The organism is Brevundimonas bullata (genome assembly GCF_003350205.1).
GTDB classification, from domain to species: domain Bacteria; phylum Pseudomonadota; class Alphaproteobacteria; order Caulobacterales; family Caulobacteraceae; genus Brevundimonas; species Brevundimonas bullata.
This window is the reverse complement of the sequence record NZ_QLLC01000043.1, coordinates 1-18771: the sequence shown is the minus strand read 5'-3', so window position 1 is coordinate 18771 and position 18771 is coordinate 1. Positions and strand designations below refer to the sequence as shown.

Genomic DNA, 18771 nt, shown 5'->3' with positions numbered 1-18771 from the left:
CCTTGAATCAGTCATCTGGTGATTTGGGAATCCACTTTGTCCACACTACCTAGCCCCGTCTCGGTATCGCCGCGGCCGGCGGCCGCCTTGACCAATGCCGACCGCGCGGCCCCTAGCGGAGTCACCCCTGTGTGCATACGCGAGCAAGCGCTCATAGAGCATGTGGCTTGCCCTCTAAACGGCTTGCGCCGTCTCCCTGGCATCTGGAAGACGGCGCAAGCACAGCTTCAGAAGCTGTAGCGCAGCCCCACGCCATAGGTCGCCGGGGCGCCGACCAGACGCGAGGCGCCGTTCAGTTCCGGGAAATAGACCTCGTCGGTGATGTTGCGGCCATAGGCGTAGACCGCCCAGTTGGCCGTCGTCTCCAGCTCCACCCGAGCGTTCAGCAAGGTGTAGGCCTCCGAAGTATTGCCCGGCGCCGCGTTCAGGCGGTTGCTCTCCTCGCCGTGGTGCGAGACGGACAGACGGCTGTCCAGGCGCCAGCCATTGGCCAACATCAGGCCATGGTTCAGCGAGACCGTCGCCGTCACGTCCGGCGCGCCCGGCAAGGGGTCGCCGACGGTCGACAGCACCTCGGCCACGCGCGCGGAGTTGAACGAGAGGATCTCGGTGTCCAGGAAGGCCGCCGCCACATCGAGATCCAACGTCTGGTTGGCTCCCTCGAAAAGCAGGGCGTTGACGGCGAACTCGATCCCCTTGCTTTCGGCCTCACCGACATTGGCGCGACCGTTGGTGTCATTGGCCAATCGGGTCGTCGCCTGCAGTTCCTTGAACGCGTAGGAGAAGACATCCACCGACAGACGCAGACGGTTGGTGGTCCAGCGCAACCCGGCCTCATAGGCGGTCACGGTCTCGGAATCGAACGGCAGGGTCTCGGCCTGGGTGAAGATCGAGGTGCCGTCGAAGCCGCCGCCGCGATAGCCCGTGCCCGCTGAGACGAAGACGTTCAGGTTCGGCGTGAAGGCGTATTTGGCCGTGACCCGGCCAGAGACATTGTCGTCCTCAAACGCACGGTCCCAGATGAAGGGGTTTGTCGTGGCGAAGGTCGTCGTGAAAGTCGAGATGCCCCAGGGGTCCAGGTCGTCGTTCCGACCGCTGAAGGTGGCTTCGTCACGGGTGTAGCGCAGGCCGCCTGACAGGGTCAGCTTGTCGGTCAGATCATAGTCGACCTGGCCGAAGACGGCGAAGCTGTTGCGCGTCTGCTTGTGCAGGTTGTCGTACTGGGTCCGGGCCGTATAGCTGGTCCAGTGGGTGTCGAAGTCGATGTCGTCAGAGACGTAGAAGGCGCCCACAATCCAGTCCAGCCGGCCGCCGGTGTCGTCGCTGAGGCGCATTTCCAGCGAGGTCTGGCTCAGGTCCTCGTCCGCGTCGAAGCGCGAGGCCGGATAGGGCGAGCCGTCGCCATTGCCCTGGACCGAGCGGGTCGTGCCCTGGATGTTGCCGATCACGGCCAGGTTCAGGTTGTCGGCAAGCTGATGCTCCAGCACCGCCGACACGCCGTAGATGTCGATGCTCTGGGTCGGATATTCCGACGAATAGAACTCGTAGGGGTCGTCGTTCTCGCCCGCATTGGCGATGTTGCTGTCCAGCGCCGCCGAGATGCGGTCGTACTGACGTGTATCGCCCCGGTCGCGACTGCCGAACAGCTTCAGCGTCATGCTGGTCTCGGGGCTGAAGTCCAGAGCCACGGTGGCGCGACCGGCGAACAGGTCCTGGTCGCCGAAGCCTTCACGGCGGCCCGGATCGACGATGGCCGGGACCTGGGTCTGGACGACGCCGCCGATCACCGGACGATAGCCGGCCAGATCGCCCGCGCCCGCGCCCGTCATGAAACCACCGCCCTGCTCCGCCAACACGGCCAGGCGCACGCCGACCTTGTCGCCCAGAGGACCGCCGACGGCCGCCTCCATGGCCAGGTAGTCATGGCTGCCGACCTCGACGCGCCCGGAGCCTTCGACCACGTCGCCTGGCCCCTTGGTGATGGCGTTGATGACGCCCGCCGTGGTGTTGCGCCCGTACAGGGTGCCTTGCGGCCCCTTCAGGATTTCGACCCGGTCCAGGTCGAACAGGGGCATGCCCAGGTAAGCGTTCGAGGTCTGATAGACGCCGTCCACATGCAGGGCGACCGAGGGGTTGCCGTTGGGCTTGTAGTCGTCCGCGCCGCCGATGCCGCGAATGCTGATCAGGCCGTAGTTGGTGCCGCCAAAGGCGTAGTTCACCGACACGCCCGGAACCTCGTCGACCAGATCGGTCACGCTGCTGATCCCGCGACGCGCCGCGTCATCGCCGTCCAGCACCGTGACCGCCAGCGGCACGTCCTGGATGCGCTGGGCGCGCTTCTGGGCCGTGACGATCACGTCCTCGACCGCAGTGACGCTTTCGGCTCCGAGGTCGGCGTGGGCGACTGCAACAGAAAAGGTGCGAGCGCCGACCGGCGCCACCGTCAATCCCGTGCCCTCGACCATCCGACGCAGGGCCTCGGCGGGGGCCAGGACGCCGACGACGCGGTTGGCGCGACGACCGCGCACGGCCTCCGGCGCGAACAGAACCTGCACGTCGGCGGTGCGCGCCAGGCTGGTCAGCGCCTCCTCCATCGACTGGCTCTCGATGGCGAAGGAAACGGCCGCGCCGCCGCCCGGCGACTGGGCCAGAGCCGGCGTGGCTGCGGCCACCGCGGCGACGGCCGAACAGGCAAGAAGCATGCCCTTGAAGGCGACGGCGCGCGGCTTGGAAATGAACATGGTAGCCCCTGAGATCTGGTCAGCCGCTCGTCGGCGGCTCCCCCTCAGAAACGGAAGGCGCCCCGCAGACCCCCACCTCGTCTTGGAAATTTCATCAAAGCGTAGCCGCTCCGTCAGACGCCTTTTGCGGCGATCCGATGCGCCAGGACCCGTCCGCCGTGCGCCGCACGGACAGGTCGAACCCTCGCGCCAGGGCCAGGGCGAACTCCTGCCCGCCGTCATAGCGGAATGAACCGGAGATGCGGACTTCGCCGGCCTGCGCGTCCGCCAGCGTCAGCCTGTCGGCCGAGTAGCGGTTGAAGCGTTCGACCACCTCGCTCAACGGTCGGTCGCGCACGACCAATCGTCCCATCCGCCAGGCCGTCTCGACCTCGACATCGGTGACGGCAGCCCGTGGTTCGCCGCCATGCCCCTCCCAGCCCTGCCCGGCTGTCAGGATCAGCGGCGCTCCGCCGCCCCGCTCCACCACCCGCACTCGGCCCTGCTCGACCACCACGTCCGGCCGCCCGTGCGCGTGGCTGGTTTGAAACCGCCCCTGGTCAATCGTCATAAGCCGGTCGCCGACCCGCAGCACGAAGGGCGCGGCGTCGGGCTGGATGTGAAAATAGGCCTGGCCGGTTTCGAGCACCGCCGCCCGCCGGTCGGCGCCGTAATCGAGGCGCAAACGCGACGACGGCGCCAGCGTCACCTCGGACCCGTCCGGCAGCGGCGCGGTCAGCCTCTGGCCCGCTTCCGTCGAGATCAGAGCCCGCGCCGAGGACGCCGCCGTCATGACCCACAGCCCGCCGCATGAGGCCGCAATGGCCCCGCCGGTCAGGCCGAACAGGGCACGCCGCCGCGTCAGGCGATGCGCGTCAGACCCCAGGGCCGTCGCTCGCAACGCCAGCACCTCAGCCTCTCCGGCGTCAAGCTCCAGAAGGCGCCAGGTCTGTTGGCAGCCGCGATAGGCCATGGCGTTATCGGGATCTTCGCTCAGCCACCGGCGGAACTCGGCCTCGTCCTTCGGATCAACAGCATCGCCGCTGTTCATCCGCGCGAACCAGAAGGCGGCCGGGTCGGCGTAGTCGTCGTTGCCCGGCTCAGGGATGACGGAAGCCATCAGCGATCGCCCTCGACCAGATCGAGGCGCAAGGCGGTCATCGCACGCGTCATGTGCTTTTCGACCGCGCTCACGGATATGCCCAGGCGCCGGGCGATCTGGAGATAGGTCAGGTTCTCGAAGCGCCGCAGGATCACCACCTGTCGCGCCCGAGGCGGCAGGGCGTTCAGCGCCGTCAGCATCTTTTTCAATCGCTGCTTCCCCGCGACGATCTGCTCGGCGCCCGGCGCCTCGCTGTCCGCGACCAGGTCGTCAATCTCGACATGCCGCCCCTGCCCCCTGGCCTGTTCGTACCGGCCCCGATCCCGCGCCATGTTGGCCGCCGCCTCGAACACATAGCCGTCGACGTTCTCTAGGCTCAGCAGATCGGCGCGGCGCAACAGGCGGACGAAGAGATCCTGCACCATTTCCTCGGCGTCGGCGGGCGATCGCGTCCGGCGCAGAAAGAAGTGAAACAAGGGGCCGCGAAGCCTTCGGGTCAGCCCCCCGAATCCGTCGTCGGGTGCGGCGCCCGGCGAGGGGAAGCGCGCGGCGGCTGAATTTTCAAACGGCTGGGTCACGCCCGGCTGATGAGGCCCAAGCGTCACCGTCTGATGTCGGTTGCGCGACAATCCCGTCGCAATTCCTCGGCTTCGGACGAGTGGGAAAAACCGTCACACAGCCTGGCTAAGGCGACCGAACACGACGGATCGGAGCAAGCCTATGAACATCTTCAAACGGATCGGCGCGGCCTTCGCCGTCACCCTGTCCCTGGGCGTATCGCTCACGGCGTCTTCGCCGGCATGGGCCGAGGTGTTCACCGTCGCCGTGGTGTCGGACACCCAGAACTACGCCGACATTACCCTGCCGCAACCACGCGGCGCCGACACCTTCGACCAGCAGATGCGCTATCTGGTCGATACGCAGCAAGAAAAGAACCTGGCCTTCGTCACCTTCGTCGGTGACATCGTCCAGCACGGCGACGGCCAGTTCCGTCGGTCGATACCCGACGCCGAAGGCGAGTACCGCTACTTCGACACCCGCGAGGAATGGGACATCGCCAACCGCGCGATCTCGATCCTCAGCCGCAGCGGCGTGCCGTTCGGCATGGTCCCCGGCAACCACGACTACGACAACTATTCCTGGTGGACCCAGGACGGCGGACCGGGCGCCTCCAAGCCCCTGGCGGGCGGTCGCACCTGGAGCCTCTACTTCGGGCCGGATTCGCGCCATTTCCGCGGCAAGGCCTGGTATGGCGGCGCGTCGGACAACGGGCTGAACAGCTACCAGACCTTCAGCGGCGGCGGACGGGAGTTTCTGCACCTGTCGCTGGAGATGGAACCCCCGCAGTCGGCGCTGGACTGGGCTCAAGCCGTCATTGACGCCCATCCGGGTCTTCCCGTCATGATCACCACCCATGAATGGCTGCGCCCCGACGCCCATGAACGGTCAAACGGCTACGCCAGCTATTTCCCGGGCGCCGACAACCTCACGCCCGATCAGATCTGGGACCGCTTCATCCGCAAGAACGCCATGATCTTCATGGTCCTGAGCGGTCATAACTACACTCGCCCGGTTGAGGGCGTGTCCAACGGCGAGAACCTGCGGATCGACCTCAACGACGCCGGACATCCCGTCTATCAGCTGATCCAGGACTATCAGGGCAATACGGTCGGGCCGGACGGAACGGCGGACTCGGCCAATGGCGGCGCAGGCTGGCTCAGGTTTATGGCCTTCGACACCGACGCCCGGAAAATCCGCTTCTACACCTACTCGACGCTGCTCGGCCGCTATGCCGGCCTTGACGGCGAGGCCACCTTCGGGGTCGCGCCGGAACGATCAGCCTTCGAGCTGGACTTCCCGCCACAGCTTCAGCACTGACCTGCGATGTTCGCAGCCACGCAACGAGCATCTATTACAACTGTAGAAACCGAAACAATCACGACGGAATAACTGGACTCGCAACAGCGAATAAACGGTTGATGCAAAATGGAGATTAACTCCGTCTCCTGCATGGACCGCATCTCGACGCCCTTCCTGACCATGGAGGACGGCGTCTGGCGCGAGCGACGGGGGTTCCGCGACGGTCAGGTCAGGGATTTCGGCGAGGGCGGCCCTCACAGGCTCTATCGTTTCAACACGCCCGATCAGGTGAACCTGCCCGCCCTGACCGGGGCTCGCACGAGCCCGGCGTGCACCTGGGCGAGGCCATGCCAGACCCGGCGCCCGCAACGGCTCTGTTGAAAAGCGAGGGCGTCCGTATCAGCGGCTAGGTCGCCGTCGACGGGTGCTTGGCGAGCAGGTGCTGGCAGCGTCTCGATGGTGGAGCAGCAAAGCGTTTCGGCTCATCGAATGGCGCCTCGGTGCTCTCGGAAGGCGCTGACAATGGTGCGCAGCGCTGCCTTCGACTTGGGATCGGTCAGCGTCGAATGGAGCACGATCTCGGACGACGGAAGCGGCGGCAGCCCGAACCGCTCACTGATGTCGACGGTGCCGGCGGGCGCAAGCCTGCGAGAAAAGGCCGAGGTCGCCAACCCGGCCGACACCGCCGCATCGACCGCTGAAGACCCGCCGCCCAGGAAGACTTCGATCCAGGCGATTCCGGCCTGATCCAGTGCGCGGGTCGCGATGTCGCGAACGCCGCAGGCGGGAGAGAGGGCAGCCAACCGCAGCGGCTCATCTTCGCGCCGCTCGAACTGAGGCGCGGCGAACCAGCCGAAATGTTCCGGCCCTAGGATTTCGCCATCGCGGCGATCCTCATCCCGCCGAATGATCGCCGCATCCAGTTCGCCGCGATCAAAAGCGTCCAGCAGAACACGCGAGTTTTCCAGCCTCACCTCGATCGTCAGGCAGGGGTCATGCGCATTGAGACGAGCCAGCAGGATTGGGACTTCAGGTCCAGCGACGTGGGCGGCGATCCCGAGAACGAAACGACGTCGGCCGCCGCCCAGCGAGGACAGGGCCTGTTCGTGAGTGCTCAGAAAAGCCCGCGCAGGTTCCAGAAAGAGCGCGCCTTGGGCAGAAAGGCGCACCGCGCGCGGCGTGCGTTCGATCAACCTGTGTCCGAGCCCCTCCTCCAGCCGCCTCAGCTTCACGCTGACCGCGCCCTGGGTCGTCGCCAGCGCTTCGGCGGCGCGCGTGAAACCCTGCAGGTCGGCGATGGCGACGAAGGTCCTGACGGCATCCACATCAAGCGACTTCATTTCAATCATCCAAGATTGCAATCTCTGTAATCCGAAATCATCTCGTTTCGTTGTGGTCAAGTTCGAACTATCTCGCCTCGGCCGGCGACCTGATCCCGCCCGGCGTTTCAGAGATGACCCGCAATGTCCCGTCGCCCGTCCCAGAGCACCCTCGCGCTCGCCGCCGTCACCCTGTCATCCCTGATGTTCGGCCTGGAGATTTCCAGCGTGCCGGTCATCCTGCCCACGCTTGAACGCACGCTCGGCGCCGACTTCGTCCAGCTCCAGTGGGTCATGAACGCCTATACGATCGCGGTCGCCACCGTGTTGATGGCTGCAGGCGCCTTGGCCGATCGCTTTGGCCGCAAGCGTCTGTTTCTGATCGGCGTGGTCGCGTTCGGCCTGACCTCCCTCGTGTGCGGGATCACCCATGACGTCGCCGTCCTGATCGGCGCTCGCCTTCTTCAGGGCGTCGCGGGCGGCGTTATGCTGATCTGCCAGGTCGCCATTCTCTCCCACCAGTTTCAGGACGCCCGGGCCCGGAGTTCGGCCTTCGCCTGGTGGGGCGTTATTTTCGGCATAGGGCTGGGGTTCGGCCCGATCATCGGCAGCGGCATCGTCGCTGTGGCGGGCTGGGAATGGGTCTTCCTCGTTCACGTGGCCCTGGCCCTCGTCACCTTCACGCTTGGTCTGATCGGAGTCCGTGAATCGAAAGACCCGCAGGCCAGTCGCCTGGACATTGCCGGTATCCTGACACTTTCCACCGCCGTCCTGACGCTAACCGCCTTCATCACCGAAGGCCCGCGCCTGGGCTTTGCGTCCCCTCTAGCGCTGGCGATCCTGGCGACTTCCGTCGTCGGTTTGATCGCCTTCGTGGTGGTCGAACGCCGCGTCGCTCATCCGATGTTCGACTTCAGCGTCTTCCGCAGCCCAGCCTTCTCCGGCGCCCTTGTGGGGGCCGTCGGCATGAACCTCAGTTTCTGGCCGCTGATCATCTATCTGCCGATCTGGTTCCAGGCCGGCCTTGGCTTATCCCCGATCGGCGTCGGACTGGCTTTGCTCCTCTACACCCTTCCCACCCTGATCGCGCCGCCTCTGGCCGAGCGGTTGTCGCTGCGCTTCGGCCCCGGCCTTGTCATTCCTCTGGGCCTGTTCGCCATCGGCGCCGGCCTGATCGCGATGCGCCTGTCGCTCGAAATGCCCGGCGCCGGCTGGCCGTTCCTGGCGCCGGGCCTGCTGCTGGCTGGCGCAGGCCTGGGCTTCACCAACACGCCCGTCACCAACACGGCGACTGGCGCGGTCTCCAGCGACCGGGCCGGCATGGCTTCAGGCATGGATATGAGCGCGCGCATGATCACCCTCGCGATCAACATCGCCGTCATGGGCGCGATCCTGTTCAACGGCGTCCTGGACCACCTGAAGGGTTCGGCCATCGCGACAGCGGTCGATCTTCATCTCGCCGCCGAACGCATATCCGCCGGGAATCTCCAGTCCGGCGTGGCGACCAACCTGGCGCGCGAGACGCTCAGCCACGGCTTCGCGCTCGTGATGATTTACGGGGGAATAGGCTGCTGGATTCTGACAGCCGCAAGCGCTGTCATCTTCCGGAAGCGGCGCGTGGCCGATCAAGCAGCTTCAGACCCTGGCGATACGCCTCACCGTCACAAGACAAAGCAATGGTGCAAGGGTGAAGACGCCGAACAGCCAGCGCGCCGCGCTTGCGGTTCCCGTCGTCCCGCCCGGATCGATCAAGCCCCCGGCATTGGCCACCATTCCCGCGAGCGCGGCGCCCATGGCCGTAGAGAATAACTGGACGGTTGTCAGGGAGGCGCCGGCCAGTTCCTGTTCGCTCGGGATCGCCGCCTTGATCACCCGGGTCAGCAGATGCGGCCATGCCAGGCCGACGCCCATCCCGATGCCCGCCAGGGCCAGACAGATCGGGGCCAGTTCCAACCCACCGCCGGCGCTGACGTTTGGCGCCAGCACGGTCAGAACCACCATGCCGACCAGGACAAGGAGCGGGCCGGCCATGACCATGCGATCAGCGCCGCGCCCGCCCGCCCCTGCACTGGCGATCGAACCGAGCGTCCAGCCGGCAGCCATAAGGGCCGCGAGATAGCCTGCCACGAGCGGAGATTGATGATGCAAAACCTGCAGGAAGAGAGGCACAAAAATCTCTCCGCTTGTGACCGCCATGGAGAGCAGGAACATGGTCGCGTAGAGCGCGGCGATCGATGTTGTCGGCCGAAACGCCCCAAGGGGCAGCAGCTTCAGCCGGGCGCGCCCCTCCACCCAGACCAACAGGCCCGTCAGAACGATGGCTGCGACGACGCCGAGAATATTCCAGGTCAGGCCGGGCAAGGTGCTGCCGGCCGAGATCGCCAGCACTGCGGCCATTAGCAAGGCGATCTGCGTGAAGGGGATCGCCGATCGCTCGGCCGGCCGGGCATCCCCCTTCGGCAAGGCCATCGCCGCCAGCAGGGCGAATAGAATGGCGACCGGAGCGAGCGACCAGAAGGCGGCCCGCCAGACGCCAAGCTGAGCGAATACGCCGCCGACCGCAGGGCCGACCAGGGTCGCGACGCCCCACATGCCTGAAACGAGCGCCATTGCGCGCGGCCAAAGGGCTTCGTGGAACACCACCCGGATCATCGCATAGGCAAGGGCAAAGAGGAATCCGCCGCCAAGTCCCTGGACGAGACGCCCAATCAACATGATCGGCATTGAAGGCGAAACCGCACAGATCAAGGCGCCGATGGCGAAGACCGCAGCCGCGATCGCATAGCCGCCCCTTGGCCCCGCCCGCTGGAGCAGCCTGGTCGAGAGCGCGGACCCCATGATGGAGGCGACGACGAAGACCGTCGTGTTCCAGGCATAGAGATCCAGCCCTCCGATATCGCGAACAACCGAAGGCAGGATGGTGGTCGCGATGTAGACGTTGATCGCATGGAGAGCGACGCCCCCGACAAGCGCGAGCGACCGTACGCCGTTCGCGCCGGACAGCAGGGCGGCCCAGCCGACCCTCGGCGGGACGAGGAGCCCCTCACCTGTATCGTCGTCCACCGACCGTATGGGTTGCGAGCGCGGCTCGGGCGGGATGTCGCGAGAGTTCATGTCAGCTCCACTTCGGGATCTCATCCGCAACCGCGGATGCGAGCTTGCAAGGGCAAGCCGACGCGCCTTATGAAACCTCAACCATAGTTGAGGTCAAGAAGCTTCGTGAACATGCCGATCGACGTCCGCATCCCGCTTTCGGTCGGAGACATTGCGCGTCGCAGCGGCGTCGCGGTCTCGACCATCCACTTCTATGAGGCAAAGGGGCTGATCCAGGGATGGCGTAGCGATGGCAACCAGCGCCGCTATTCCCGCGACGTCCTGCGCCGCGTCGCCATCATCAAGGTGGCTCAACGCGCCGGCATTCCGCTGGCGGCGATCAAGACGGCGCTGGCTAAACTCCCTTCCGACCGAGCCCCCACCTTGGAGGACTGGCGACAGCTCTCCACAAGTTGGCGAGACATGCTGACTGACCGCATACGCAGCCTGGGTCAGTTGCGTGACCAGCTTGACGGGTGCATCGGCTGCGGCTGCCTCTCCATGGCCGACTGCCCCCTCAGAAATCCGAGCGATCGTTTGAGCCAACTCGGCGAAGGCGCTGTCCTGCTCGAACGAGACACGACAGCAGACCTTCGCAAAGGCGACGGCGATGAGGGAACTCAGAGATCTTCACAAATCAACCGAGCGACATGACCACCCGCCCTTCGATCTGGCCTCTGTGCATGCGGGCGAAGATGTCGTTGATGTTGTCCAGCGGTTCGATTGTATTGATCGACTTCACCTTGCCGTCGGCCGCAAAATCCAGGGCTTCCTGAAGGTCCAGTCGCGTGCCGACAATCGACCCACGCACCGTCGTCCCATTCAGCACCATGTCGAAGATCGACAGGGGAAAGTCGCCAGGCGGCAGGCCGTTCAGGGCCACCGTCGCCCCGCGCGAAGTCATGCCCAGGGCCTGTTCGAACGCCTTGGGCGACACGGCCGTGACCAGCACCCCCTGGGCGCCGCCGTCGGTCTGGCGCTTGATGTCGGCGGCGGGGTCGTTTGAGGTCTTGGCGTTGACCGTCACGGTCGCGCCCAGGCGACGGGCCAGGTCGAGCTTGGAGTCGTCGATGTCGACCGCCGCCACGTTCAGGCCCATGGCCTTGGCGTACTGCACCGCCAGGTGGCCCAGACCGCCCACGCCCGAGATCACCACCCAGTCGCCCGGCTTGGTGTCCGTGACCTTCAGCCCCTTGTAGACCGTGACCCCGGCGCACAGGATGGGCGCAATCTCCTCGAAGCTGATGTTGGCCGGCAGGTGGCCGACGAAGTTCGAGTCGGCGACGACATATTCGGCGAAGCTGCCGTTGACCGAATAGCCGGTGTTCTGCTGATCATGACACAGGGTCTCCCAGCCGCCGAGGCAGTGCTTGCAGTGGCCGCAGGCGGTGTAGAGCCAGGGCACGCCGACGCGGTCCCCCTCCTTGACGTGCTTGACCCCTGCGCCGACCCCCGAGACATAGCCGACGCCCTCATGGCCGGGAATGAAGGGCGGGTTCGGCTTGACCGGCCAGTCGCCCTCGGCCGCGTGCAGATCGGTGTGGCAGACCCCGGTGGCCTCGATCTTCACCTGGATCATGCCGGGACCCGGCGTCGGGATCGGCGCGTCCTCGATCACCAATGGTTTGCCGAACTCACGCACGACAGCGGCCTTCATGGTCATGGCCATGATCACTACTCCTCGGTTGGATCGCGAAAGAGAAAAGGCGCGGACTGAACGCCCGCGCCTTCAAAAGGATCAGAAGAAGCCCAGCTTGTCCGGGCTGTAGCTGACCAGCAGGTTCTTGGTCTGCTGATAGTGGTCCAGCATCATGCGGTGGTTCTCGCGGCCGATGCCCGACTTCTTGTAGCCGCCAAAGGCCGCGTGCGCCGGATACTGGTGATAGCAGTTGGTCCAGACCCGCCCGGCCTGAATGGCCCGGCCGGCGCGATAGGCGGTGTTCATGTCGCGCGACCAGACGCCGGCGCCCAGGCCGTATTCGGTGTCGTTGGCGATCTCCATCGCCTCTTCGAAGGTTTTGAAGGTGGTCACGGCCAGGACCGGACCAAAGATCTCCTCCTGGAAGACCCGCATGTCGTTGGTGCCCTTGAACACGGTCGGTTTGACGTAATAGCCGCCCGACAGGTCGTCCGGCAGCAGCGACTGCTCCCCGCCCGTCAGGACCTCGGCCCCTTCGTCCTTGCCGATCTTCAAATAGCTCAGGATCTTCTGTAGCTGCTGGTCCGAGGCCTGGGCGCCGACCTGGGTGGACGGGTCCAGCGGATCGCCCTGCTTGATGGCCTCGACGCGGGCGATGGCCTTCTCAATGAAAGCCTCATAGATGTCTTCGTGGATCAGGGCGCGGCTGGGGCAGGTGCAGACCTCGCCCTGGTTCAGCGCGAACATCGCAAACCCTTCCAGCGCCTTGTCCAGGAAGGCGTCGTCGGCGTCCATCACGTCCTTGAAGAAGATGTTGGGCGACTTGCCGCCCAGCTCCAGCGTCACCGGAATGATGTTCTGCGTCGCGTACTCCATGATCTTCTGACCGACGGCGGTCGAGCCGGTGAAGGCGATCTTGGCGATGCGCGGATTTGTGGCCAACGGCTCGCCGACCTCGACCCCCGTGCCGGAGACGATGTTCAGCACGCCCGCCGGCAGAATGTCCTGGATCAGTTCGGCCAGCAGCAGGATCGAGGCCGGGGTCTGTTCCGCCGGCTTCAGCACGATGCAATTGCCCGCTGCCAGGGCCGGGGCGATCTTCCACGCCGCCATCAGGATGGGGAAGTTCCAAGGGATGATCTGGCCGACCACGCCCAGCGGCTCGTGGAAGTGATAGGCGACCGTGTCGTTATCCAGCTCCGAAATGCCGCCCTCCTGGGCGCGGATGCAGCCGGAGAAATAGCGGAAGTGGTCGATGGCCAGGGGGATGTCCGCCGCCAGGGTCTCACGCACCGGCTTGCCGTTGTCCCAAGTCTCGGCCTCGGCCACGGCCTGAAGATTGGCCTCGATCCGGTCGGCGATCCGATTGAGGATCAGCGCGCGCTGGGCGACGCTGGTCTTGCCCCAGGCGTCCTTGGCGGCGTGGGCGGCGTCCAGCGCCAGTTCGACGTCGGCCGCGTCCGAGCGAGCCACCTCGCACAGGACGCGGCCGTTCACCGGGGAGGTGTTCTCGAAATAGCGGCCGTTGACCGGAGCGACCCACTGGCCGCCGATGAAGTTGTCGTAGCGCGTCTTGAACTTGGGCGTCGCGGCGCGGATGAATTCGGGCTTGGTCACGGAAAGAGCCTCCTGCTGGTTTCCTCGGGCGTCGATTGTTCGACGTCGTTTGAGGCCAGTTTGGTCGGCAGGGGACGAAGCGCCAGACGCCCTCGCAATGGTGCGGCGCAAACCTGTCGCAGGATTGCGACAGGTCAGTGCAGGTCGATCAGACCCAGACGATGCAGCTTGCGATGCAGGGTGGCGCGACTGACGCCCAAGGCCCGCGCGGCGGCCGAGACATTGCCTCCGCTGCGGGCCAGAGCCCGCCGCACAGCCCCCCGCTCGGCCTCCAGCAGGTCCGCCTCAGCCCCGCCGGGCGTCAGCAGGTCCGAGGCCGGGAGCTGGGCCGCGATCCGCTCGTCGGTGATGGCCAGCGACAGACGCGCCGCCCTTGTAGCCCCGATGACCAGATCATCCCGGTCCACCGCCAGCAGGGCCGCCGCATTCCGCTCAGTCGCCCCGCCCGCCAGCACGATGCGCGCGTCGGCGAAGGCCTGTCGGAAGGTCTGGGCCTCGATAGCACGGGCCGCATCCGAAACGGCCGCCGAGATTAGCCCCAGGATGGCCTCGGTCGCGTCAGCGCGGCAGGAGGACACGTCCAGCGCTCCGGCCAGTCGCCCCATGTGGTCGTGGATCGGGTGGGTGATGCAGCTCAGCCCCGTATTGCGGGCGTGGAAATGCTGTTCGCGGTGGATGGTCACGGCGCGATGCTCGGCCAGGGCCGTGCCGATGCCGTTGGTGCCCTCGACCGCCTCGGACCAGACCGCGCCGGGCCACAGGCCCCAGCGATGGAAGGTCTCGTCGTCGGCCGCCGCACCGCGGCGCTCGACCGGCACGCCCTCGGCGTTGGTCAGCAGGACGCAGCACCCGACCCCGCCGACCGCCAGGAACAGCCGATCCAGCACGCCCTCAGCCGCCCGCGTCAGCGGCTCCATGGCCTGACGCGCCTCAAGAAGCTGCTGTTCGGTGACGGTTTCGACCCGGCCATGCTCGACGGGATCGAGGCCGTAAAGGGTCATCGAGCGCCGCCACGACGCCGCCAGCGCCGAGCGCGCGCCCGCTCCCTCGTCCAGCGCCTGCCGGATCAGACTGCCGTGATCACCGCGCCACCGATCAGCCATGGTCGGTCTCCAAGGGTTCCCTCGACGCAATTTGACGCCTCACTCCGCCAAACGTCAACAGCCCGCTCAGGGCGGCTCAACGCCCACACGAGCGATGGCCAGACCTGTGGAACCGGCGCCCGCAGGTGCTAGCGTGGCGATTACGAGCGCGGCAGCCTAGGTACAAGCGGATCGGGGCGTTTCGACTCTTGCGTGTCGGCTCCGCTTTTCGGAGACTCCGGCATGAAACGTGCGCTGAGGAGATTGCCGCTCGCGAAACAGCGTGAACTCGACGCCGCCGCCAGCGACAAGCGGCTGGAAGACCTTCGCGCAGCCGTGACCGCCGGCGATTGAGTGATAGGGCGCACCGCGCGCCCGATGTCCGGGGGGACAGTTTTTGCGGCCATACTTCAAATCCAGCATCGCCGACCTTGAGCGGCTCTTCGACCAGGTTTCATCGGACCGGCAAGGTTTGCAGGCGCTCGCGAGCGAATTGGACCACCGCTCGACCGAACGCGCCAGAATCCTGTCGCGCAGGGTGCAGACCGCGCTCGACGGCCTGACCCCGCCCCTGCACAAAGCGGTAGTGGCGGCGCCCGTCTCGTCCGAGCCCTTCGCGCCATCAGTCGAGCCGGAGCCGTCCGCCAGGCCGAGCCCCAAGCCGGCCAAACCTATCACCAACGACGCCGTCGACATCCTCCAAGCCTGGACGGCGCTGGAGGTGCTTTCGCCCAGGGGCTATGTGCGGCCCGAGGATTGGACGAACGGCGACCGAGGCTCCATCGCCCAGTTCGAACGGGGCCTGCCTTGGGAACGCGGCGACAAAGCCAAGCCGGGCACGCGCGTCTACTACCAGATCATGCTCGGCGCCGTGGACCTGCCGAAGGCCATCGAGCGACTGACGCGAGTCTTCAGCGACACTCGGGCGGAGCGTCCGCAGGCCCGGGGGAAGGCGCCGCTGGCCGTCCTGATCGTGGATCAACGGGGGCGTCCCATTGAGGACGATCCCGTCATGGTCGCCAGCTTCGGCTGGGGCCTGCCTCAGGCCCTGGCCGGCCGGATCGGTTCGCTGGCCGATTGGGCGAGCGTGGAGCCCGGACTGATCGAACGGGTCGAGACCATCGTCCGCCAGCAAGACAAGGCCGGCGATCCGGTTCCAGTCACCTCGGAAATGCTGACGCGCGCCTATCGCGATCTCGTCGGCGCGCTCGGCCTGCCGGCCGATCTGGTCAGCCCGCCGGCGTTCGCGGTCCGCAGCTATGTGGGCTTCAAGAGCGCCGAAACGCCCTCCCCTCTGCTGATCAACAGCTTCTTCCTGCGCGACCTCAAAACGGCCCGAACCCTGGTGCGACAAGGCCAGACTCCCAAGGCGCTGCGGCAATACCTGGGAATGGTCGCGCCTACCGAGCAGCGAAACCTCCTGGACAGCCGAGCCGCGCTCAGCGGCGCCGTCGCCCCTCATCTCCACCCGCCCGTGCGCTGGCCTGGCCGAGGACGCCATCCTCTGGTCCTGTTGCAGCAGGCGGCGGTCAATCTGGCGCGACAAGAGACGCGGGATGGCGGCGTCGTCGGCGTGAACGGTCCGCCGGGAACCGGCAAGACCACCCTGCTGCGCGACCTCGTCGCCGCCGTCATCACCGACCGCGCACAAGAGATGGTCGCGTTCGACGATCCTGAGGAAGCCTTCACCGCGGCGAACCAACGCCTGAAGGCCGGCAGCGGATGGTTTGACCTCTATTCGCTCGCCCCGGGCCTACGCGGTCACGAACTGCTGGTCGCCTCGTCCAACAATAAGGCCGTGGAAAACATCAGCGCTGAACTGCCGGCCTCCAGCGCCGTCGCCGACGACGAGCCTGGTCTGAGATACTGGAAGACCACATCGGACGCGCTGCTCCAACGGGACAGTTGGGGTCTGATCGCCGCGGTGTTGGGCAACGCCGGCAACCGCCACCATTTCCGGCAGACGTTCTGGTGGGACAAGGATGTCGGTCTTTCCACCTACCTCGACGCGGCCAGGGGGTCGCGGCCGGTGGTAGAAGAGGAAGGCGATGGACCTGACGCCCCCATCACTGAACGCCCTCCCCGCGTGGTCACGGCCGAGAACGCACCCTCCAGCCGCAGTGAGGCGCTTCGACGCTGGGAGGGCGCCAGGCAACGCTTCGCCGCGGCCCTGCGCGACAGCGAAGAGGATCTGGCGGAGCTCGAAACTGTGCGGCGGCGGTGGGCGACCCTGCCTCGCCTGCTGCAGGCGTTCGACAAGCTGCGCCAAGCCTCCACACTTCGACCAGGCTTCTGGAGCCGCCTCTTCCGGCTGAGCAAATGGCGAGCCTGGCGTTCAGCCCTTGCAGAAGCTCGGACGGACCTGGAAGCGCCTCTCGCCGCGACAGCGGAGGGCAAGACCCTGCCGGCGCCGTTGCTGGATCGGCTGGGTCGGTGGAGCAGGCTCGGCGATCCACCGAGCCCAGAAGGGCAGCAGATATTCGACGCGCTATCGAGTGTCGTGGCCGCCGTGGCGGTTCGTCGTCAGGAAATCGGTGCGCGCTTCGTCGATCGCACCTTCTTCGATCAGGCTCATGAGGACCTTCACAAGGCGACACCTTGGCTGAACGAGGTGAGCCAGCGCCGCCGCGACCAGGTGTTCGTCGCCGCCATGGAGCTCCACAAGGCCTTTATCGACGCCGCGGCCCGTCCGATCCGCCACAACATCGGCGCCTTGATGAATGTGTTCGCTGGCGCCTCGCTGACGACGCCCGAGAAGCGCGCCCTGCTTCCCCATCTCTGGTCTTCACTGTTCCTGATCACGCCCGTGATCTCGACGACTTTCGCCTCGATGGACCGCATGTTCGAGGGCATGCCGCCGGAAAGCCTGGGGTGGCTCCTCGTCGATGAGGCCGGCCAGGCGACGCCGCAATCGGCGGTCGGCGGCCTGATGCGTAGTCGACGGGCCGTTATCGTCGGCGACCCCATACAGATCCCGCCGGTTGTCACTCTCCCCGATACACTGACCGATGCGATCCAGCGCCATTTCGGCGTGGACCCGGACCGCTTCAATGCGCCGGCGGCGTCGGCTCAAACCCTGGCGGACGCCGCGACGCCCTATATAGCGGAGTTCTCGACCGGGCCCGGCACGCGGACGGTGGGCGTCCCCCTGCTCGTCCATCGGCGGTGCGCCGATCCGATGTTCAGCATCGCCAACGCCGTCGCCTATGGCGGATTGATGGTTCAGGCCAAACAGCCGGGCTCCTCGCCCATCGGCGACGTGCTGGGGCCATCGCGCTGGATCGACGTCCAGGGTGGCGCGACAGATAAATGGTCGCCGGAGGAAGGCGAAGCGACGATTGCTCTTCTATCAGAGCTTCGTCGCCGGGAAGTCGAGCCTAACCTATATGTCGTCACGCCCTTCGTCGTCGTGAAGGACGGATTGTACCGCGCGATTCTCGAAAGCCGCGTCCTCGAGGGCTGGGTCCCCGATCCCAAGGAATGGATCAAGGAGCGCGTCGGCACGGTCCCCACACCGTTCAAGGGCGCGAGGCCGAAGCCGTGATCTTCGTGCTCGGCGCGCCCCTCGCCCAACAGCGCGGCGCACGCGGTTGGGCCGGCGGCCAGCCCAACCTGCTCAACGTCGCGATCACACGCGCCCAGGAGCGGCTCTATGTCGTCGGAAGTCGGACTGCCTGGGAGAACGCAGGAGTGTTTGCAGCGCTCGCTCGACGGTTGGCTGGATAAACCCTCTACTCGACTTGTCAGGCGCGCTGAGGTCGTCGGGGGTGATCTCGTTCAACAGCCGGGTGCGCCATTGCGGCAGGACTTCCCGATTGAAAATCGACCGGCGCATGTTGCGGGTGCTGTCCGCCATGGGCGCGGTGTCCATCCAGCGCTGGGCGACATGCTCAAAGCTGCGCGTCTCCTTCAGGCGACGCTTGGCCCACTGCTTCTCCAGCGCCTGCGAGACGCCTTCCGCGAGCAACGGCGAGTGATACCGTCAAAAGGGTCGGCATCACAAAAGCGAGACCCTCCGAAAGGCTTCGAAGGGTCTCGTCTGAATTCACTTTTACGTCAGTGACTTACAGGCGTTTTCGGAAGCGATGCCGAAAACTGCCGAAAGGCCTGTATCATTCCCACTCGATTACTTGCTGCTTTATAAGCCGTTGCAATATCAGTACTTTTTAGCAATCATCGACATCTCTGCCGACTAAAACACCTCACACAAATAAGCCTGTTGAAAACAAACACGTTTTCGAGGGTATAAAATCTGCGTGATGTCGGTATCTTTTTCTCCCTATTTAGGCTCAGGACCCATTGAATTGCGGCGTGCGATCTGATTCAGGCTCCTGAGGAG

General features: G+C 65.8%; 13 protein-coding genes and 1 pseudogene. 5 read left to right on the top strand and 9 right to left on the bottom strand.

What is annotated here, in order from left to right; translation table 11 throughout:
- Positions 1-227: 227 nt before the first annotated feature.
- From DXK21_RS14850 to DXK21_RS14840, 3 genes are all read right to left on the bottom strand, one after another.
- A complete protein-coding gene (locus DXK21_RS14850) occupies positions 228-2741 on the bottom strand; it encodes a TonB-dependent receptor (protein WP_114818553.1) in 2514 nt (837 codons plus the stop codon).
- A gap of 94 nt (positions 2742-2835) precedes the next feature.
- Positions 2836-3840: a FecR family protein gene (locus DXK21_RS14845; protein ID WP_114818552.1), complete on the bottom strand. Its 1005-nt coding sequence runs from the start codon at positions 3838-3840 to the stop codon at positions 2836-2838.
- Complete coding sequence (locus DXK21_RS14840) at positions 3840-4400, bottom strand: RNA polymerase sigma factor (protein ID WP_114818555.1); 561 nt, start codon at positions 4398-4400, stop codon at positions 3840-3842. The genes DXK21_RS14845 and DXK21_RS14840 overlap by 1 nt, the downstream gene beginning before the upstream one ends.
- Positions 4401-4542: 142 nt before the next feature.
- Between DXK21_RS14840 and DXK21_RS14835 the strand changes: the two genes are divergently transcribed.
- Positions 4543-5700: a metallophosphoesterase gene (locus tag DXK21_RS14835; protein WP_114818551.1), complete on the top strand. Its 1158-nt coding sequence runs from the start codon at positions 4543-4545 to the stop codon at positions 5698-5700.
- Positions 5701-5808: 108 nt separating this feature from the next.
- A complete protein-coding gene (locus DXK21_RS14830; protein WP_114818550.1) occupies positions 5809-6063 on the top strand; it encodes a hypothetical protein in 255 nt (84 codons plus the stop codon).
- Positions 6064-6164: 101 nt separating this feature from the next.
- Here the strand turns inward: DXK21_RS14830 and DXK21_RS14825 are convergent, their stop codons facing one another.
- Entirely contained in the window at positions 6165-7022 is an 858-nt protein-coding gene (locus tag DXK21_RS14825; RefSeq protein WP_162790709.1) for a LysR family transcriptional regulator, read from the bottom strand.
- A 123-nt stretch (positions 7023-7145) separates the two neighbouring features.
- Between DXK21_RS14825 and DXK21_RS14820 the strand changes: the two are divergent.
- Positions 7146-8300 (top strand): annotated as a pseudogene (locus DXK21_RS14820) (MFS transporter); the annotation flags it as partial.
- 336 nt (positions 8301-8636) lie between these two features.
- Here DXK21_RS14820 and DXK21_RS16980 read toward each other — a convergent pair.
- Positions 8637-10115 carry an MFS transporter gene (locus DXK21_RS16980; protein ID WP_114818548.1) on the bottom strand — a complete coding sequence of 493 codons (1479 nt, stop codon included), beginning with the start codon at positions 10113-10115 and terminating at the stop codon, positions 8637-8639.
- Between the two features lie 111 nt (positions 10116-10226).
- Here DXK21_RS16980 and soxR point away from each other — a divergent pair, with 111 nt between their 5' ends.
- Positions 10227-10748, top strand: a complete 522-nt coding sequence (soxR, locus tag DXK21_RS14810) for a redox-sensitive transcriptional activator SoxR (protein ID WP_114818547.1) — start codon at positions 10227-10229, stop codon at positions 10746-10748.
- Here the strand turns inward: soxR and adhP are convergent.
- The 3 genes from adhP to DXK21_RS14795 all read right to left on the bottom strand — a co-directional run bounded on the left by adhP (position 10732) and on the right by DXK21_RS14795 (position 14453).
- Positions 10732-11763 carry an alcohol dehydrogenase AdhP gene (gene adhP / locus DXK21_RS14805; RefSeq protein ID WP_114818554.1) on the bottom strand — a complete coding sequence of 344 codons (1032 nt, stop codon included), beginning with the start codon at positions 11761-11763 and terminating at the stop codon, positions 10732-10734. The two genes, soxR and adhP, sit on opposite strands and share 17 nt — an antisense overlap.
- 69 nt (positions 11764-11832) lie before the next feature.
- Positions 11833-13350 (bottom strand): acetaldehyde dehydrogenase ExaC, encoded by a 1518-nt coding sequence (gene exaC / locus DXK21_RS14800; RefSeq protein ID WP_114818546.1) that lies wholly within the window; start codon positions 13348-13350, stop codon positions 11833-11835.
- Between the two features lie 134 nt (positions 13351-13484).
- Positions 13485-14453, bottom strand: coding sequence for a GAF domain-containing protein (locus tag DXK21_RS14795; RefSeq protein WP_114818545.1), 969 nt, complete (start codon positions 14451-14453; stop codon positions 13485-13487).
- Positions 14454-14829: 376 nt separating this feature from the next.
- Between DXK21_RS14795 and DXK21_RS14790 the strand changes: the two genes are divergently transcribed.
- On the top strand, positions 14830-17976 hold the full coding sequence (locus DXK21_RS14790) for a DEAD/DEAH box helicase (protein ID WP_162790708.1): 3147 nt from the start codon (positions 14830-14832) through the stop codon (positions 17974-17976).
- Between the two features lie 84 nt (positions 17977-18060).
- Here DXK21_RS14790 and DXK21_RS16975 read toward each other — a convergent pair whose 3' ends face one another.
- A complete protein-coding gene (locus DXK21_RS16975; RefSeq protein WP_245945240.1) occupies positions 18061-18399 on the bottom strand; it encodes a hypothetical protein in 339 nt (112 codons plus the stop codon).
- Positions 18400-18771: the final 372 nt, after the last annotated feature.